This window comes from Halobacterium yunchengense (genome assembly GCF_037031165.1).
GTDB classification, from domain to species: Archaea; Halobacteriota; Halobacteria; order Halobacteriales; family Halobacteriaceae; genus Halobacterium; species Halobacterium yunchengense.
The window spans coordinates 631,803-647,528 of sequence record NZ_JAYEZL010000001.1; the positions used below are offsets into that span (position 1 = coordinate 631,803).

General features: G+C 72.3%; 17 protein-coding genes and 1 pseudogene. 9 read left to right on the forward strand and 9 right to left on the reverse strand.

The features are described from left to right. The first annotated feature begins 57 nt into the window (after positions 1–57). Positions 58–1,098: a hypothetical protein gene (locus U5911_RS03160; RefSeq protein WP_336035220.1), complete on the forward strand. Its 1,041-nt coding sequence runs from the start codon at positions 58–60 to the stop codon at positions 1,096–1,098. A 111-nt stretch (positions 1,099–1,209) separates the two neighbouring features. On the opposite strand, the pseudogene U5911_RS03165 reads toward U5911_RS03160, so the two are convergent. Beyond that, positions 1,210–2,493 (reverse strand): annotated as a pseudogene (locus U5911_RS03165) (RNB domain-containing ribonuclease); the annotation flags it as partial. An 84-nt stretch (positions 2,494–2,577) separates the two neighbouring features. Then, complete coding sequence (locus tag U5911_RS03170; protein ID WP_336035222.1) at positions 2,578–2,859, reverse strand: DUF7562 family protein; 282 nt, start codon at positions 2,857–2,859, stop codon at positions 2,578–2,580. 104 nt (positions 2,860–2,963) lie between these two features. On the opposite strand from U5911_RS03170, the gene U5911_RS03175 reads away from it, so the two are divergent. Continuing rightward, on the forward strand, positions 2,964–3,443 hold the full coding sequence (locus U5911_RS03175) for an RNA-binding protein (protein ID WP_336035223.1): 480 nt from the start codon (positions 2,964–2,966) through the stop codon (positions 3,441–3,443). Between the two features lie 15 nt (positions 3,444–3,458). Here U5911_RS03175 and U5911_RS03180 read toward each other — a convergent pair whose 3' ends face one another. Further along, positions 3,459–4,223 (reverse strand): DUF1028 domain-containing protein, encoded by a 765-nt coding sequence (locus U5911_RS03180; protein WP_336035225.1) that lies wholly within the window; start codon positions 4,221–4,223, stop codon positions 3,459–3,461. Positions 4,224–4,314: 91 nt separating this feature from the next. Between U5911_RS03180 and U5911_RS03185 the strand changes: the two genes are divergently transcribed. After that, positions 4,315–4,671: a cell division protein SepF gene (locus U5911_RS03185; RefSeq protein WP_336035226.1), complete on the forward strand. Its 357-nt coding sequence runs from the start codon at positions 4,315–4,317 to the stop codon at positions 4,669–4,671. A 56-nt stretch (positions 4,672–4,727) separates the two neighbouring features. Here U5911_RS03185 and U5911_RS03190 read toward each other — a convergent pair whose 3' ends face one another. Then, a complete protein-coding gene (locus tag U5911_RS03190; RefSeq protein WP_336035228.1) occupies positions 4,728–5,123 on the reverse strand; it encodes a DUF5611 family protein in 396 nt (131 codons plus the stop codon). 39 nt (positions 5,124–5,162) lie between these two features. After that, the gene (locus U5911_RS03195; RefSeq protein ID WP_336035230.1) at positions 5,163–6,206 is read right to left on the reverse strand and encodes a DUF7093 family protein; all 1,044 of its coding nucleotides are present in this window, start codon (positions 6,204–6,206) and stop codon (positions 5,163–5,165) included. Between the two features lie 81 nt (positions 6,207–6,287). Here U5911_RS03195 and U5911_RS03200 point away from each other — a divergent pair, with 81 nt between their 5' ends. Together U5911_RS03200 and ygfZ are read left to right on the forward strand one after the other, a co-directional pair. Then, on the forward strand, positions 6,288–6,581 hold the full coding sequence (locus U5911_RS03200; RefSeq protein WP_336035231.1) for a DUF6432 family protein: 294 nt from the start codon (positions 6,288–6,290) through the stop codon (positions 6,579–6,581). A 171-nt stretch (positions 6,582–6,752) separates the two neighbouring features. Next, positions 6,753–7,940, forward strand: a complete 1,188-nt coding sequence (ygfZ, locus tag U5911_RS03205) for a CAF17-like 4Fe-4S cluster assembly/insertion protein YgfZ (RefSeq protein ID WP_336035233.1) — start codon at positions 6,753–6,755, stop codon at positions 7,938–7,940. Positions 7,941–7,962: 22 nt separating this feature from the next. Here ygfZ and U5911_RS03210 read toward each other — a convergent pair whose 3' ends face one another. Both U5911_RS03210 and uvrA read right to left on the reverse strand, forming a co-directional pair. Beyond that, positions 7,963–9,042 carry a geranylgeranyl reductase family protein gene (locus tag U5911_RS03210; protein ID WP_336035235.1) on the reverse strand — a complete coding sequence of 360 codons (1,080 nt, stop codon included), beginning with the start codon at positions 9,040–9,042 and terminating at the stop codon, positions 7,963–7,965. Positions 9,043–9,094: 52 nt separating this feature from the next. Next, positions 9,095–12,067 (reverse strand): excinuclease ABC subunit UvrA, encoded by a 2,973-nt coding sequence (gene uvrA / locus U5911_RS03215; protein WP_336035237.1) that lies wholly within the window; start codon positions 12,065–12,067, stop codon positions 9,095–9,097. A gap of 104 nt (positions 12,068–12,171) precedes the next feature. Between uvrA and U5911_RS03220 the strand changes: the two genes are divergently transcribed. Continuing rightward, positions 12,172–12,795 carry an LURP-one-related/scramblase family protein gene (locus U5911_RS03220; protein WP_336035239.1) on the forward strand — a complete coding sequence of 208 codons (624 nt, stop codon included), beginning with the start codon at positions 12,172–12,174 and terminating at the stop codon, positions 12,793–12,795. A gap of 90 nt (positions 12,796–12,885) precedes the next feature. On the opposite strand, the gene U5911_RS03225 is transcribed toward U5911_RS03220, so the two are convergent. Then, the gene (locus U5911_RS03225) at positions 12,886–13,356 is read right to left on the reverse strand and encodes a YbaK/EbsC family protein (protein WP_336035241.1); all 471 of its coding nucleotides are present in this window, start codon (positions 13,354–13,356) and stop codon (positions 12,886–12,888) included. A gap of 230 nt (positions 13,357–13,586) precedes the next feature. Here U5911_RS03225 and U5911_RS03230 point away from each other — a divergent pair, with 230 nt between their 5' ends. Further along, positions 13,587–13,781, forward strand: coding sequence for a hypothetical protein (locus U5911_RS03230; protein WP_336035242.1), 195 nt, complete (start codon positions 13,587–13,589; stop codon positions 13,779–13,781). 17 nt (positions 13,782–13,798) lie between these two features. Here the strand turns inward: U5911_RS03230 and U5911_RS03235 are convergent, their stop codons facing one another. Further along, positions 13,799–14,539 carry an SDR family NAD(P)-dependent oxidoreductase gene (locus U5911_RS03235; RefSeq protein WP_336035243.1) on the reverse strand — a complete coding sequence of 247 codons (741 nt, stop codon included), beginning with the start codon at positions 14,537–14,539 and terminating at the stop codon, positions 13,799–13,801. A 59-nt stretch (positions 14,540–14,598) separates the two neighbouring features. Here U5911_RS03235 and U5911_RS03240 point away from each other — a divergent pair, with 59 nt between their 5' ends. Continuing rightward, complete coding sequence (locus tag U5911_RS03240; RefSeq protein WP_336035245.1) at positions 14,599–15,051, forward strand: universal stress protein; 453 nt, start codon at positions 14,599–14,601, stop codon at positions 15,049–15,051. A 2-nt stretch (positions 15,052–15,053) separates the two neighbouring features. Then, on the forward strand, positions 15,054–15,668 hold the full coding sequence (locus tag U5911_RS03245) for an AIM24 family protein (protein WP_336035246.1): 615 nt from the start codon (positions 15,054–15,056) through the stop codon (positions 15,666–15,668). Positions 15,669–15,726: the final 58 nt, after the last annotated feature.

Sequence of the window (15,726 nt, forward strand, 5' to 3'; positions counted from 1 at the left end):
GAGGACGTGCCAGACGAGCGGTACGTTAATACGAGTAAAGTGCGAGAGTGTGACACAATGCCGCGGGCCGCGCTGGTGGTCGGAGTGCTCGCCCTCGTCGTCGCGTCCGGGTGTCTCACGACGACGCCCGCAGACGCGACTGTCGACGAGCCGTCGGCGGAGCCGACGGACGCGCCCTACGAGCTCCGGCAGCCGGACGTCGAGGACGCGCGCAACCCGTGGGGGGTCAGCGAGATCGACGTCGTGGTCGACGACGAGGCGTCGATGGACCGGAGCGTCGTCCCCGAGGTGATGAAGGCGACGCGCTACTGGGAGGAGGCCATCGACCCGGGACAGCGGTACGCGCCCGAGTTCGACGTGGTCGCGCACAGCGACTCCCCGGAGGTGCGCGTGGAGGTCGTGCGGACCGTCGAGGACTGCGGCGTCCACGAGGACAGCGTCGGCCTGGGGTGCGCGCCGGTGATCCCGACGAACGCGACGGTGACCGAGGAGCCGGTGACCGTCCAGGTGCGGGCGGGCCACAGCCCGGAGACGACGCTCGCCATCCTGAAACACGAGTTCGGGCACGTGCTCGGGTACCGGCACGGCGAGGGGCCCGGCGACGTGATGGCGCGGAACCTCAGCGCGGCGGCGCCCGGCGAGGTCACCGACGCCTTCGAGCGCGACTACCCGTGGGCGTCGGCGTCGCTGTCGGTCGCCGTGGTCGGCGACGGGGGCGTGGACGCCGACGTGCGGGACCGCGTGGCGCAGGCGACGGCGTACTACGAGCGCGGCGCGGACGGCACCGTCAGCGCGCCGCCGGCGTTCGAACTGGTCGCCGACCGCGCGGACGCCGACGTGGTGGTCGAGGTCAGCGACAACGAGACGGTCGCCTGCAGCGGGGTGAGCCCCGCGAACTCGTGTGCGGAGTGGACGGGCCCGGACGTCGACGGCGACGGCGACGAGGAGTACTACACGGGCGGCCGCATCGTCGTCGGGAGCGGCGAGCGGAACCGTGTCGGCTGGCACGTCGGCTACTGGCTCGGGCGCACGCTGTGGACGAACGGCGTCCCCGAGCCGTTCCTGACGCCGGACCAGCGCCCCGTCGAGCACTGGTAGCCCGGCGGCGGGCCGCGGTCAGGCCGCGTCGTCCTCGGCCCCCTGACCTTCCTCGGCGGCCCCGGGGTACTCGGCCCCCTGACTTTCCTCGGCGGCCTCGGAGTCCTCGGCGGCCTCGTCTCCCTCGACGACGTTCACGCCGCGGTTGTTGACGGCGTCCGGGTCGAGGCCGACCTCCTCGAGGAAGTCGCGGTACTCGCGTTCGGCGGACTCGGCGGCCTGCTGCTGGCTGCTGGCGTGGTCGCAGAGCTCCACGAGGTTCTCGGGGACGTCGTTCTGGTAGACGATCCAGTGGTTGACGAGGTCGCTCATCCGGCGGATCGGGCTCGTGAAGTGCCCGTAGATCTCGAAGTTCAGGGCGTGGTGGCCGCCGAACGGGTCGTTCATGTACCTCGCGCGCGGCATCACCTTCATCACGGCCCACTGGATCTTCCCGAGCTGGCGCTCGGGCGCCTGCTCGAGCGTGGCGTTGACGGCCTTCCGCGGGTCGTCCCAGGCGTCCCCGGGGATGGAGACGCCGTCCAGTTCCTGGATCTCGCGGAGGGCGTCGTCCCACTCGTCGGGGCTCGGCTGCGGGTGGACGCGGTACATCGCCTCGACGCCGCGAGACCACATGAGTTCGTGCGTGACGGCCTTGTTCGCTTTCAGCATGCACTCCTCGATGATGGTGTGCGCGCGGTCCCGCCGCGGGTTCAACACGAGGCTGCCCTCCTCCTTTCGCTGTTCGTGCATCTGGTCGGCGAGCTCGAACACGAGCGAGATCTCGTCGTGGAGGGGGGCGTCCTCGTCGTCGAGGCGGGCCTCGGTCTCCTTGTACGTGAGGCGCTCGTCGCTGTGGATGACGGACTTGTAGATCTCGATGTTCCGGTAGGAGAGGTCCTCCTTGTCGAGGTGCATCTCGACGGTGTGCGCGAGCCGGTCCTCCCGGGGGACCAGCGAGCAGACCGTCTCCGCGAGCACGGGCGGCAGCATGTGGATGGTGTACCCGGGGAGGTAGATGGTGTTCCCGCGGTCCATCGCGGCGTCCCACATCTCCGAGCCGGGGTGGACGTAGTGAGTGACGTCCGCGATGTGCACCCAGAGGACGTACTCCTCGTCGCGCTCCATGACGCTGACGGCGTCGTCGAAGTCCTGGGCGTCGACGGGGTCGGTCGTCCACGTCGGCAGCGGTCGCATGTCCGCGCGGTCGTCGACCTCCTCGGCGATCTCGGCCTGCACGTCCCGGACGCGCTGTTCGGCTTCCGCGAGCACCTCGGGCGCGAACTCGTCGTGGAGTTCGAACTTCTCGAGGAGGTCCTCGCGCTTGTTCTCGATCTGGCGGGCGAGCTCCGGGGAGATCTCGACTGGGCCCTGGTCCTCGATGGAGCCCGGTGCCGCCTCCGGCTCGTTGGACATACTCCCGCGTACTCGGGTGCGGCAGTTAGGCGTATCGACGCGGCGCTCGCGGGCACGCAGCGGCCCCGCGACCGCCGGGCGCCGTCACTTCTCGCCGCCCGGCGGCTCCTCGCGGCCGGCGGCGAGGAACCGCCGGAGGAACTCCGCGTCGTCGACGCGGCCGGCGCCCGCGGCCGCCAGTGCGTCCTCGAGGCCGTCCCGGGAGTGCTTGGCGAGGCCGCGGAAGCACGGCTTGCAGAGGTACTCGAAGCGCTTGCCGTCGCGGTCCCAGCGGTCGCCGTGCTTGTCGTACTCGCGGGCGTCCTCGCGCGACAGCTCCTCGCCGCACGCGATACAGGAGACGGTGTCGTCCGCGGACCCCCACATCGGTCGCGTGTTCGGCCGCGCGCCACTTAGCGGTTTGGCCGCCCGGAGGCGGCGGCTGGCGACGGAGCAGCGGGTTTAAGCCTGGAGCGCTCGGACTCCCGGGCATGGAAGTGTCCTCTCGCCACCACCTGCGGAGCGACGAAGTCGACCGCATCGCGGACGCCCTCCGCGAGGGGCTCGGCGTGGAACTCGACGCGGACTCCTTCGAGCTCGTGGAGCTCGCCGACGAGGACTTCGACGTCGTGCTCGTCGACGGCGAGCCGCTGGTCTGGTACCCCGGGGGCGAGCCGTTCGTCACCGTGAAGGGCGCGAACGCCTTCGACGTGTCGACGGGCGTCGTCACCGTCGACGCGGGCGCCATCTCGTTCGTCAGCGACGGCGCCGACGTCATGCGTCCCGGCATCACCGCGGCCGACGACGACATCGCTGCCGGCGACCTCGTGGTAATCGAGGAGGAGAGCCACGGGAAGGCCCTCGCCGTGGGGCGCGCGCTCGTCGACGGCGACGAGATGGTCGGCGACTCGGGGAAGGTCGTCGAGAACCTCCACCACGTCGGCGACGAGCTCTTCGAGTTCGGCGTCTGAGGCCGCGACCGCCCGCTACTCGTCCTCGGTTGCGTCGTCGCCGTCCGCGTCGTCCGTGTCACCGTCCGCGTGGTCACCGTCCGCGTGGCCGGTGTCACCGTCGTCGGCCTCGCCGTAGCGTTCCAGCGCGTCCTCGTAGCCGCGCTTCGCGAGGCGGAACGTCTCGCGGAGGTCGACGATGGGGTCCTCGCTGGCGTCGACGCGCAGGTCGTCGTAGTACGGCCGGTCGTCGTCGCCGCTGTCCACGACCCGCACGGCCGCCGACTGCACGGTGAGGTCCTCGCGTCGGTCGCCGCCCGCGGCCTGCCCCGCGCCGAGCGCGTCGATCAGGCGCTTCGCCAGCGGCGCGTCGCCGAACGCGGCGTCCTCGTACCGCTCGGCGGTGCGCTCGATGACCGCCTCGCCTTCGAGGAGGTTGCCGGCGACGGTGTAGTTGTCGCCGGTCGCGTGGCCGTACCAGTCGTTGCAGTCCTCCCCGGAGAACGCGAACTCGCCGTCGCGGCCGACGCCGTGGAGCTGGCGGCTCGCGCTGCCGTCGTCGGCGTTCAGCAGCGCCTGCAGCGCGTCCGCGACCCCGAGGCCGTCCGCGAGGTACGCGACGCCCCTGCTGCCGAGTCGCTCGTTGGTCACGCTCTGCGTGGCGACCGCGCCGTACTCGTTGACGTGCGGGCACGGCACGCCCACCGCCGGCAGGCGCGTGGTGACCGCGACGCCGAAGCGGTACTGCCGGCTGCCGTCCCCGTCCTCGTAGGGCTCCCGGACGCAGATGCTGAAGGTCACGCGTCCAGGCAGCCCCTGCAGGCACATAACGGTCCGCGTTCCGGTCCGTCTGACGCAAGAACTATGCGGGCGGCGACCCCCTCTCACGTCCATGGGCTTCATGGACAAGATCCTCGGCGGGAGCGGCGGTTCCACCGAGGATTACGTGGAACTGGACGTCGAGGACTTCGACACGGCCGGCGACGAGGCGAGCGTCACCGTCCACGTCGCCGAGATCGACGGCCAGGAGGACGTCATCGCCATCAAGGACGCGGTCTACGACGGGGACATGGTCATCGCGGACATCACGCGCCTCCGCACCGAGGACCGCACCGTCGAGCACGTCGTCGACGAGCTCCGGCAGGTCGCCCAGGAGGTCGGCGGCGACATCGTCCAGAAGGGCGACGACCAGCTCATCGTCACGCCGAACGGCATCGCCATCAGCCGGTCGAAGCTCAACCGGCACTAGGTCGGTCGGCTGGACGCCGTCGACGCCTCCGATCCGGGACCGCCGGACCGACGGGCCTACGAGACGCCGTCCGGCGTCTCGGCGTCGTCCTCCACGGAGCGCTTCATCGAGTCGCGGCGCGCCTTCGCGTCCCGGCCGGTCGCCTCCAGGAGGAACTCGTTTTTCGCGTCGACGGCGTCCGCGGCGGCCTCGGCGTCGCCGTCCGCGATGACCTCCTCGGCGGGGCGCTCCTCGAAGTCGACGGCGAGCTTGTCCTTCTTCCCCGAGTACGCGACCGCGCCGACCGTGATGCGCTCGAACACCGGGTTGTCCGGGTCCTCGACGACGTAGAGCTCGCTGCCCTTGTAGTCCTCCGTGCCCGAGATGGTCCCGAAGTACTCCTCGACGGTGGCCTCCATGTCCGGGATCCGGTCCTCGAGGTACTCGCCGCGGCGCATCTTGTACTCCTTCATGGACGCGAGAAAGACAGCGAGGGGTTTAACGGCTTCGCGTCACCGGTCCTCGGCGAGGTAGCCCTTCCTGCACTCCGGACAGATGTCGCCCGCGCGCAGGCTGGACCCGCCTGCGTACCGCTCGAGGCCGCACTCGGGGCAGAACAGCGTGAAGTCGAGGTCGTCGGCCTCCGCGCGGTCGGCGGTCTCCAGCGGGCCGGCGCTCGTGAAGCCCGTGTCGGCCTCGACGACGTCCTCGTCGCCGAACTCGAAGGTCGACGCCGCGTCGTCCGTGCTCGCGGCGGCGTCGACGCCGTCGTCGTCGACGTCCTCGCGCTCCGGCCACTCGCCGCGAGCGCGGTCGCCCGCCCCACCGGACGCGCCGCCCGCTCGCGCGGCGGCCCCGGCGTCGGCCCGCCGGTCGGACTGGCTGGCCGCCCCGGTCGACCCCGACTGGCTGGCCGCCTCTGCCCCGTCGGACCGACTGGCCGCGTCGTCCGTTCCCGACTGGCCGGCCGCCTCCGTCGCGCGGTCCTCGGCGCCCGCCGCGTCCGCGGCGTCGCTCGTGGCGGACCCGACGAACTCGACGTCCTCCTCCGCGGGGGACGGCGCCGGGTCGGGCGCCGGCGCCTCCGGGTCGACGTCCTCGTGTTCGTCCCACTGGTCGCTGCCCGGGGCGTCGTCGGCGTCGTCGTCGAGGATGACGGCGTCCTCGCCGTCCGCGTCGGCGCTCACCGCGCCACCGGCCGGCGCGGCGTCCGCCTCCGCCTGCTCGATGGCGTCGCCGGGCGAGGAGAACGCGCTGCCGGACGCCCCGTCGTCGGCGTCCGCCGCGTCCGCGGTCGCGTCGCCGGTCGCGGACTCGGGGTCGGTCCGCGTCCCGCCGGGCTGGCCCGCCTGCTCCGACCGCTCGTCGGTCGCGTCGCTGCCGGCGCGCAGCGAGCGCACCTCCGTGTTCTCCGCGGTCACGTTCTCGGCGCCGCAGCGCGCACACTCCTTCAGTTCGCGCTCGGTCACGACCACCTCGTCGCCGCGCTCCTCGCGGTCCCGCTCGACGAACGAGTCCCCGTAGTCGTGTCCGAGCAGAGAGCACCTGAGACCCATTGGCAGCGTCGTACCCGTGCCAAGCGCAAAAGACTACCGCTCGGGGATACCGATAAGGCGGCGGCGCGCGTGCCCTCACGCATGCAGGCCAAGCCCGAGTATCGCGACCGGGCGGAGACGGAGGTGGCGGTGCTCGACGCCCTCGTCGACCGGCCCAGCGAGGGGATGACGCTGTTCGAGCTGCGGTCGCACGTCGACGCCGACATCGACACCCTCGAGGAGGCCCTCGGCGCGCTGAAGACCGACGACCTCATCGACGCCGAGGAGTCGGACGGCCGCACCGTCTTCGTCGTCGACGACCGCGTCATCCCGGACGGCAACGAACAGGCGACGGCGTCCTGGCTCGACGCCATCAGGGAGCGAATCGGCCTCTGAGCGCTCGGCGACCGCTCCTGGCCGCCAGACCGGGCGCCGCGCCGACGAACTCGCGCCGCGAGAGGGCGACAGCGCCGGCGGCCCTCCACCGGTCGGACGGCGGCAGCGCCGGCGGGCTCGCGGCGGCCGGATGCGGTGGGTTTACCCGGTCGTCGGACCGATGACTCCCCAATGACAGTCGTCAGGGACCGCCACGAGGACCACGGCGCGACGTTCCGCGAGGTCGCGGGGCGCGCGCTCCCCGTCGACTACGGCCGGCCGGAGCGGACCCACCGCGCGGTCCGGAACGGCGTCGGCGTCGTCGAGCACGCCTTCGACGTGGTCGTCGTCACGGGCGAGGACCGCCACGAGTTCGTCGACGACACGGTCACGAACCGCGTCCCCACCGCGGACGGCGACGGCGTCTACGCGCTCCTGCTTGACCCCCAGGGCCGGATCCGCGTGGACTGCTACGTGTTCGCGACCGGCGACAGCCTGCTCGCGTTCCTGCCGGCCGGCGAGGGCGGCGACGTCGCCGCCGAGTGGAGCGACCGGACGTTCGTCCAGGACGTCGACGTCAGCCACCGCACCGGCGACTTCGCCGTGTTCGGCGTCCACGGCCCGAACGCCACCGAGAAGGTGGCGAGCACGCTCGGCGGCGCGAGTCCGCCCGAGGACGCGTTGACGTTCGTCCGCGGCGAGATGGAGGAGGGCGTCACCGTCGCCCGCGACGACGACCTCGCCGGCGAGGAGGGGTACCTCGTCGTCTGCGGCGCCGACGACGCCGGCCAGGTCTTCGAGACGCTGCTCGTGCGGGGGCTGAACGCCGTGCCGTTCGGCCTGCGGACGTGGGAGACGCTGACGCTGGAAGCCGGCACCCCCCTCTACGAGACGGAGCTCGCCGGCCGCGTGCCGAACGTCCTCGGCCTCGGGAACGCCGTCGACTACGAGAAGGGGTGTTTCGTCGGCCAGGAGGTCGTCTCGAAGGTGGCGAACAGGGGGCGGCCGAGCGGCCGCCTCGTCGGCCTGGCGCTCGACGACGACGCGCTCGAAGGGGCCGGCGACGACGAGGGGGGCGGCGACGCGCTCGAAGGGACCGGCGACGCGGACCTGGGAGCTGGCGAGGGCGGCGCGGACCCGCCGCTCCCGGACGCTGGCGCCACGGTCCGCAGGGACGGCGACGACGTGGGCGAGGTGACGCGCGCCGCCGCGAGTCCGCTGCGCGAGCAGCGGGTCGCGTTCGCGGTCGTCGACTACGACGTCGCGGACGGCGCAGTCGCGGTCGAGGCGGCGGACGGCGACCTCGCCGGCGAGGTCGTCGGCCTGCCGTTCGTCGAGTGCGGCGAGCGGTCCGCGCGGCTCCCGCGCTACGACGACTGACCGGGCGCGCCGCGGCGGCCGGTCACCGCAGGAGCGCCCGCAGCTGCTCCGCGGAGAACAGGCTCGTCGGCTGGTCCATGTGGACGCCGATCTCGCCCTCGAACAGCCGCATGCCGGCGCGCTGGACCGGCTCGGGCGCGGAGTAGCCGCGGCGGACGAGGTGGCCGACGGCGATGTCGCGGCCGAGCGCCTCGCGCCACGCCGACTCGTACTCGGAGAGCGTCGTCGGCCGGTCGGGGTCGACCTCGCGGGCGGCGCAGTCCGCGGCGGTCATCCCGTAGATGATGCCGCCGCCGGTGAACGGCTTCGTCTGGCCGGCGGCGTCCCCGAGCAGGAACCCCCGCGTGCTGGCGACGCTGTCCGGCGGGCCGATGGGGATGACGCCCGAGCAGCGGTGCTCGACGTCGACGCCGTAGTCGTCGACGAGCGCGTCGAACATCCCGGTGACGTCCTCGCCGGGCGCGGCCGCGAGCCCGTACTCGACGCCGGCGTCCCCGCGGGGGATGCGCCACGCGAAGAACTCAGGGACCGTGAGGTGGACGTCCACGAAGTCGGCGTGGTCGGGGCCGGGGTCGAACGCGAGCGCGCCGTGCAGGAACTCGTCGGGCTCCGGGAGGCCGAGCGCGTCCCGCACCCGCGACCGCGGGCCGTCCGCGCCCGCGACCATCTTCGCCTCCACGTCGAACTGGCCGTCCGGGCCGTTGACGGTGAGTTCGACGCGGTCCGGGTGTTCGTCGACGCGCGTGACCGTGTGTCCCTCGCGGACGTCCGCGCCGGCGTCCCGGGCGGCCGCCGCGAGCACCCTGTCGAGCTGGACGCGGTCGACGGCGTTCGAGACGGGTTCGTCCTTGTAGAAGGGGTGGGCCTCGGAGTCCGCGCCGCCGAGGTGGAAGCGCGCGCCGTAGATGGCGTTCTGGAAGAGCGCCTCGCGGTGTTCCTCGGGGACGTACTCCCAGACGTCGAGGCTGACGTGCCCCGAGCACGCCAGCGGCTTCCCGAGTTCGCCCTGCTCGAAGGCCACCACGTCGTAGCCCCGCTCGGCGGCGCGGCGCGCGAACCGCGCGCCAGCGGGGCCGACGCCGACGACCGCGAAGTCGTGCATCACCGTCCGGTAGCCGACCGGCGAGCAAATGTCTTCCCCCTCGGCCGCTCGCTCAGTCGTCGTCGGCCGTCGGCGCGGCCGTCTCCTCTTTCGCGGGCTTCTCGCGGTCCGAACGCGGCCCCTCGAGGTCGACGTCGGGGAGCTTGTCCCGGAGGTACAGGCCGGTGTAGCTGTCGTCGTCGCGCGCGACGTCCTCGGGAGTGCCGGTCGCGACGACGTCGCCGCCCTGTTCGCCGCCCTCGGGGCCGAGGTCGACGACGTGGTCGGCGTTCTTCACGAGGTCGAGTTCGTGCTCGATGACCACGACGGAGTTCCCGCGGTCGGTGAGCCGCTGGAGCACCTCGACGAGCTTGCGCTCGTCGGCGCTGTGGAGGCCCGTCGTCGGCTCGTCCAGGAGGTAGAGCGTGTCCCCGGAGTCCTTCTTCCCGAGCTCCTCGGCGAGCTTCACGCGCTGGGCCTCCCCGCCGGAGAGCGTGGTGGAGGGCTGGCCGAGCTTCATGTAGTCGAGACCGACGTCCATCAGGAGCTTGAGCCGGCGGCCCAGGCGGCTGTCCGCCTCGAAGAACTCGTAGGCCTCCTCGACGCTCATCTCGAGGACGTCCGCGATGGTCGCGCCCTTGAACGTGACGTCGAGGGTCTCGTCGTTGTACCGCGCGCCGCCGCACTCCTCGCAGGGCACGTGGACGTCCGAGAGGAAGTTCATCTCGATCTTCTGGGTGCCCTGGCCGCCGCAGGCCTCGCAGCGGCCGCCCTTGACGTTGAACGAGAACCGCCCCTTCTCGTAGCCGCGCTGTTTCGCGAGCTTCGTCTCCGCGAACTTCTCGCGGACGTAGTCGAAGACCCCCGTGTACGTCGCCGGATTGCTCCGGGGCGTGCGGCCGATGGGCGACTGGTCGATGAGCCGCACCTTCTCGACGTGCTCGACGCCGTCGATGCCGTCGTGGGCGCCGGGGTCGACGCTCGTGTTGTCGTTCATCTCGCGGGCCAGCCCCTTGTAGAGGATGTCGTGGACGAGCGTCGACTTCCCGGAGCCCGAGACGCCGGTGACGGCGGTGAACGCGCCGACGGGGATCTCGACGTCGAGGTCCCGGAGGTTGTGCTGGCGGGCGCCCCGGACGGTGAGCGTCGCCTCGTAGTCGCGGCGCTCCTCGGGCACCGGAATCTCGCGGCGGCCCGCGAGGTAGTCCCCCGTGATGGACTCCTCGGTCTCCATGAGTTCCTCGACGCTCCCGTTCGCGACGACCTCGCCGCCGTGCCGGCCCGGCCCCGGCCCCATGTCGACGACGTTGTCCGCGCGCCGCATCGTCTCCTCGTCGTGCTCGACGACGACGAGCGTGTTCCCGAGGTCCCGGAGCTCCTCTAAGGTGTTCAGGAGGCGGTCGTTGTCCCGCTGGTGGAGGCCGATGGAGGGCTCGTCGAGCACGTAGAGGACGCCGACGAGCCCGCTGCCGATCTGGGTGGCGAGGCGGATGCGCTGGCTCTCGCCGCCGGACAGCGTCGAGGCCTCGCGGTCGAGCGTGAGGTACTCGAGGCCGACCTCCTGCATGAACCCGAGGCGCGCGCGGATCTCCTTGAGGATCTCCTCGGCGATGGTGCGGTCGCGGTCGTCCATCGTCTCCTCCATGCCCTCGAAGTGCTCGAGGGCGTCACCGATGCTCATCCGGTTCACCTCGGTGACCGGCGTGCCGTCGACGAGCACCGCGCGCGAGGACGCCTTCAGGCGCGTGCCCTCGCACTCGGGGCACGTCGTCACGGACATGTACTCCTCGATGTGGTCGCGCGTCGACTCGGAATCCGTCTCGACGTACCGGCGCTCGAGGTTCGGAATCACGCCCTCGAAGGGCTTCTCCTTGCGGCGCACGCCGTTTTTCGTGTTCCGCTTGAACACGACGTCCTCGCTGGTGCCGTAGAGGAACGCGTCCCGGACGTCCTCGTCGAGGTCCTCGAAGGGCGTCTCGAGGTCCACGCCGAAGTGCGCGGCGACCGCGTCCAGGCGCGTCTGGTAGTACGAGCGGTTGTAGCTCCACGCCTCGAAGACGTGCTTGACGGGCTTGCTCGCGTCCTGGACGACGAGGGCCTCGCTGACCTCCTTCGTGTTCCCGATTCCCTCGCACTCCGGGCAGGCGCCGTGCGGGCTGTTGAACGAGAAGCTCCGCGTCTCGATCTCGCTGATGTCGATGCCGCAGTGCGTGCAGGCGAGGGCCTCGCTGAACTCCACGACGAGCCGGTCGTCGCCGTCGTCCTCGGCGAGGTCGCCCGTCGAGCGCGCCGTGGCGCCGCCGAGTTCGAGGTCGTCGTCGGCGTCGGGCACGACGACCTTCAGCACGCCGTCGGCCTCATCGAGGGCGGTCTCGACGCTGTCGGTGATCCGCGAGCGGTTTTCGTCGCTGACGACCACGCGGTCGACGACCACGTCGACGGTGTGGTCGTAGTTCTCGTCGAGGTCGGGGTCGTCGTACGCGAGGTCGTAGGGCTCGCCGTCGACCTCCACGCGCGAGTACCCCTCGCTGACGAGGTCCTCGAAGAGGTCCTCGAAGGCGCCCTTCTGGTCGCGCACCACGGGCGCCGCGAGCTTCGCCTTCGTCCCCTCGGGGAGTTCGAGGATGCGGCGCACCATCTGCTGGGCGGACTGCTCGCCGACCTCGCGGCCGCAGTCCGGACAGTGCGGCACGCCGACGCGCGCGTACAGCAGGCGGAGGTAGTCGTGCAGTTCCGTGACGGTCCCCACCGTCGACCGCGGGTTGTTCGCGGCGTTCTTCTGGTCGATGCTGATCGCGGGGCTGAGCCCCTCGACGGCCTCGACCTGGGGTTTGTCCATCTGCCCGAGGAAGTTCCGCGCGTACGCCGACAGGCTCTCGATGTACCGGCGCTGGCCCTCCGCGTAGATGGTGTGGAAGGCCAGCGACGACTTCCCGGACCCCGAGAGGCCCGTCACCACGTTCAGCGACTCCCGTGGAATCCGCACGTCGAGGTCCGCGAGGTTGTTCTCCTCCGCCCCCCGGACCTCGATGTAGTCCTCGCTCATCGGCCGTTCTCTACCCGGCGAGGGAGGGAAGGTCTGTCGGTCCCGGCACGCCCGCTCGCCGCGCCGTGCGAAGGCTTATCCGGGTGTGCGCCCCACAGACGCCCATGTCACAGCCCTCCAGCGGCGACCCCGCAAGCGGCGACGCGCCCGCCGACGCCGGCGCGTACGACATCTCGACGGTCGACCTCGACGGCGACCGCTACGAGGTCAAGCAGGCGGCCATCCGGAACAAGTACGCGGTCCGCGACGCCGACGGCGAGGTCGTGTTGCGCGCGAAGCAGAAGCTCCTGAAGCTCAAAGAGGAGTTCCCGTTCGTCACGGGAGACGGCGAGCCCGCGTTCACGGTGAAAGCGGGCGGCATCCTCGACGTCGCCGGCACGTACACCGTCACCGACGACGGCACCGGCGAGGCGGTCGTCGTCCTCGACGAGGACTTCTCGGTGTTCGTCGAGCACTGGACGATCAGGGACCCGGAGACGGGCGAGGCGCTGGCGTCGATCCACTCGAAGAACAAGTTGCTCTCGGCGCTCCGGCACCTCGTCGGCCTCGCGAACCTGGTTCCGAACAAGTACGAGATCCGTGACGCGGACGGCGGCCACGTCGGCGACGTCAGCGGCCAGTTCTCCCTGAAGGACACGTACACGGTCACCATCGACGACGCCGGCGACGTGCCGAAGGAGGCCGTCGTCGCGACGGCGTGCGTGCTCGACGCCCTGGAGAACGAGTGACGGCCGCGCCGGGCCGGTCGACAGGCGCGCCGACACGGAGGACCGGCGCGCCGACGCGTCCGACAGCCGCGCCGGGCCGGTCGACCGTCGCTACTCCGCGACGTCGACGGCCTCCGCGTCCGCGAGGTCGCGGAGGCGGTCGGGCGCGACCGGCCAGACGGCGTCCGGCGTCCCCGCGGCAGCCCAGACCTCGTCGTGGTCGAGCAGCGTCTCGTCCACGAGGACGGGGACGTCCCTCGCGTGGCAGATTGGCGGCACGCCGCCGATGCTCCACCCGGTCGCCTCCTTGACCTCGTCGGCCTCCGCCATGCGCGCGTCGCTGGCGTCGACGTACACCGCGACCTTCTGGAGGTCCACGCGGTTCGCGCCGCTGGTCACGACCACCACGGGGTCGTCGTCGGCCACCACGACGATGCTCGAGGCGATCTGCGCGACGTCGCAGCCGATGGCGTCGGCGGCGTCCCGTGCGGTCTTCGTGCCGTCGTCGAACTCGTGGACGTCGACGTCGACGCCGTACTGCTCGCGGGCCTGCTCGACGAACTCGGCGGCTCGCTCGTGCATGCCTCGCGGTGACACGGCGCCCCGAGAAAGGCCTGTCGCTCGCTGCAATCCGGACCCGGAGCCGTGTCCGGGCCCGCGGCGGACGGCGCTCGCGGTCCGCAGGACCCGAGCAAGGCTGCCCGTCGGGCCGCGGAACGGCGTTCGACACGGCCGACGCACGTACAGCGGTGCGATGCCGCCGACGCACGTACAGCGGTGGATGCTTCCGTGCGCACGCGGTACAGCCACCGATGACGTCCGAGTCGGACTCCGTGCTCGCGCGCCTGCTCCCGGTCGCCGGGACGGCGTACCTCCTGTTCCTCGCCGCCCAGCCGCCGCCGGCGAGGTGGGTCGGCCTCGGCTGTCTGGCGGTCCTCGCGCCGTTCGCCGCCGGCTGGGCGCTCGGGCGGTTCGCGGACGTCGGCCCGTGGGCGGACGGCCAGTAGTCGGCGGTCGGCGACCGCTACACGTCCTCCGGCAGCCACCCGCCGTCGACCTCCACGTTCTCCCCGGAGACGTACTCGGAGCCCTCGTCGCAGAAGAACCGCACGGCCTGTGCGACGTCCTCGAAGGCGGCGGGGCGGTCGCGCGGGAGGTCCTCGGGGAACTCCTCGGAGTTCTCGACGACGTACGGCGACACCGCGTTCACCGTGACGCCGTCGTCCTGGGTGTCCGCGGCGAGCATCCGCGTGAACATCAGCACGCCCTGCTTGGCGACGAAGTACGGGAAGTTCTTCGGGCTGACCATGCCCCTCTCCGCGGACGCGTAGCCGACGTTGACGATGCGGCCCCACTCCTGGGCGCGCATGCCGTCGAGCGCGCGCTTCGACGCGAGGTAGGTCGCGGTGAGGTTCGTGTCGAGGACGCGGTTCCAGTCCGCGAGCGAGAGCGCCTCCCAGTGCCGGGGGTCGAAGTCGCCGACGTTGTTCACGAGCACGTCCACGGTGCCGAGCGCGTCCTCGGCGGCGGCGAAGACGCCGTCGACGCCCTCGGGGTCGGTGACGTCCCCCTGGACGGTCGTGACGTCGGGCGCACCGGCGTCGATGGCGTCCCGGGCGGCCTCCGCCGCCGCGTCCTCGCTCGCGTGGTAGTGGACGGCGACGCTGGCGCCGCAGTCCGCGAGGGACAGGCAGAGTTCGCGACCGACGCCGCGCGCGCTGCCGGTGACGAGGGCGGTCCGGCCGTCGAGGTCGGGGGCGAGCATACCGGAGAGACCGGCCGCGGCGGGATATTCTTATGGGGTTGCCGGGACACGGCGCTGGCATGGCCATCGAGAACGTCCTGCTGGCAGTGGGGCCGACCGACGACGAGCGAATCGAACCGCTGGCGGGAACGACCGTCGACATCGCCGGGCCGACCGGCGCGACCGTGACGCTGGCGCACGTGTTCACGCAGGAGGAGTACGACGACGTCCGCGACGGCATCGGCGTCGAGGACGCCGCGGACGTGACCTCCGACGAGGTGGCGCGCCGGCACGCGACCATCCGGGACCTCCGGGACCGCATGCGGGACGCCGGCGTCGAGCACGAGGTCGCCGGCCGCGTCGGCGAGCACGGCGAGAGCATCGTCGCGCTCGCCGACGAGGTGGACGCCGACCTCGCCATCGTCGGCGGCCGGAAGCGCTCGCCCACGGGGAAGGCGGTGTTCGGGAGCACCGCGCAGACGGTGCTGCTGTCGGCGCCGTGCCCGGTGACGTTCGTGCGCAGCGACCACTAGGGATGGACGCGTCCGTGGAGGACGGCGCGGGCGGCGTGCTCGTCGTCGAGCTGGCCGCCGGGGAGTCCGTGCTCGCGGCGTCGGACGCGCTCGTCGACCACACGGGCGGCGTGCGCGTCGAGCGCGCCCGCGAGGGCGTGCTGCGGTCGGTGGCGAACGCCGCCCGGCAGCGCCAGCGCACGCCCGTCCGCGTCACCGCCAGCGACGCCGCGACCGTGCGGCTCGCGCCGCGGTACCACGGCCGGCTGGTCGCCGCCGACCTCGGGCGCGGCGACGTGGCCGCTGTCGCGGACGCGTTCGTCGCGGCGAGCGCGGCCGTCCGGGTCGGCGCGGACCGCGTCGGCGAGGCGCCGGCGCGCGGCAGCGGTCTCTTCCTCGCGACCGTCTCGGGCGGCGGGACGGCGTACCTCGCCGGCCGCGGCCGCGTCGACGTCGTCGACGTCCCGGACGGCGGCGAGCGGGTGGTGTCGGCGGCGAGCGTCGTGGGGTTCGACGCGGACGCCGAGGTGTCCGTCGAGCGCGCGGGCGCCACCGAGGACGCGCCGCCGACGTGCCGCGTCCGCGGCCCGGCGAGGGTGTGGGTCGCGACCCGGCCGTCGCCGCGGTTCGCCGACTGACGCGGTCGTCCGACTGCCCCGTCTGCCAGACCGACCCGTTCGGCGGACTGGCACGTCC

What these genes read in the sequence shown, in the direction of transcription:
- U5911_RS03240 (WP_336035245.1), top strand. Translation starts at nt 14,599, where the DNA reads ATGGCCATCGAGAACGTCCTGCTGGCAGTGGGGCCGACCGACGACGAG.
- U5911_RS03235 (WP_336035243.1), bottom strand. Translation starts at nt 14,539, where the DNA reads ATGCTCGCCCCCGACCTCGACGGCCGGACCGCCCTCGTCACCGGCAGC.
- U5911_RS03200 (WP_336035231.1), top strand. Translation starts at nt 6,288, where the DNA reads ATGCAGGCCAAGCCCGAGTATCGCGACCGGGCGGAGACGGAGGTGGCG.
- uvrA (WP_336035237.1), bottom strand. Translation starts at nt 12,067, where the DNA reads ATGAGCGAGGACTACATCGAGGTCCGGGGGGCGGAGGAGAACAACCTC.
- U5911_RS03185 (WP_336035226.1), top strand. Translation starts at nt 4,315, where the DNA reads ATGGGCTTCATGGACAAGATCCTCGGCGGGAGCGGCGGTTCCACCGAG.
- U5911_RS03220 (WP_336035239.1), top strand. Translation starts at nt 12,172, where the DNA reads ATGTCACAGCCCTCCAGCGGCGACCCCGCAAGCGGCGACGCGCCCGCC.
- ygfZ (WP_336035233.1), top strand. Translation starts at nt 6,753, where the DNA reads ATGACAGTCGTCAGGGACCGCCACGAGGACCACGGCGCGACGTTCCGC.
- U5911_RS03160 (WP_336035220.1), top strand. Translation starts at nt 58, where the DNA reads ATGCCGCGGGCCGCGCTGGTGGTCGGAGTGCTCGCCCTCGTCGTCGCG.
- U5911_RS03190 (WP_336035228.1), bottom strand. Translation starts at nt 5,123, where the DNA reads ATGAAGGAGTACAAGATGCGCCGCGGCGAGTACCTCGAGGACCGGATC.
- U5911_RS03210 (WP_336035235.1), bottom strand. Translation starts at nt 9,042, where the DNA reads ATGCACGACTTCGCGGTCGTCGGCGTCGGCCCCGCTGGCGCGCGGTTC.
- U5911_RS03195 (WP_336035230.1), bottom strand. Translation starts at nt 6,206, where the DNA reads ATGGGTCTCAGGTGCTCTCTGCTCGGACACGACTACGGGGACTCGTTC.
- U5911_RS03225 (WP_336035241.1), bottom strand. Translation starts at nt 13,356, where the DNA reads ATGCACGAGCGAGCCGCCGAGTTCGTCGAGCAGGCCCGCGAGCAGTAC.
- U5911_RS03245 (WP_336035246.1), top strand. Translation starts at nt 15,054, where the DNA reads ATGGACGCGTCCGTGGAGGACGGCGCGGGCGGCGTGCTCGTCGTCGAG.
- U5911_RS03170 (WP_336035222.1), bottom strand. Translation starts at nt 2,859, where the DNA reads ATGTGGGGGTCCGCGGACGACACCGTCTCCTGTATCGCGTGCGGCGAG.
- U5911_RS03230 (WP_336035242.1), top strand. Translation starts at nt 13,587, where the DNA reads ATGACGTCCGAGTCGGACTCCGTGCTCGCGCGCCTGCTCCCGGTCGCC.
- U5911_RS03175 (WP_336035223.1), top strand. Translation starts at nt 2,964, where the DNA reads ATGGAAGTGTCCTCTCGCCACCACCTGCGGAGCGACGAAGTCGACCGC.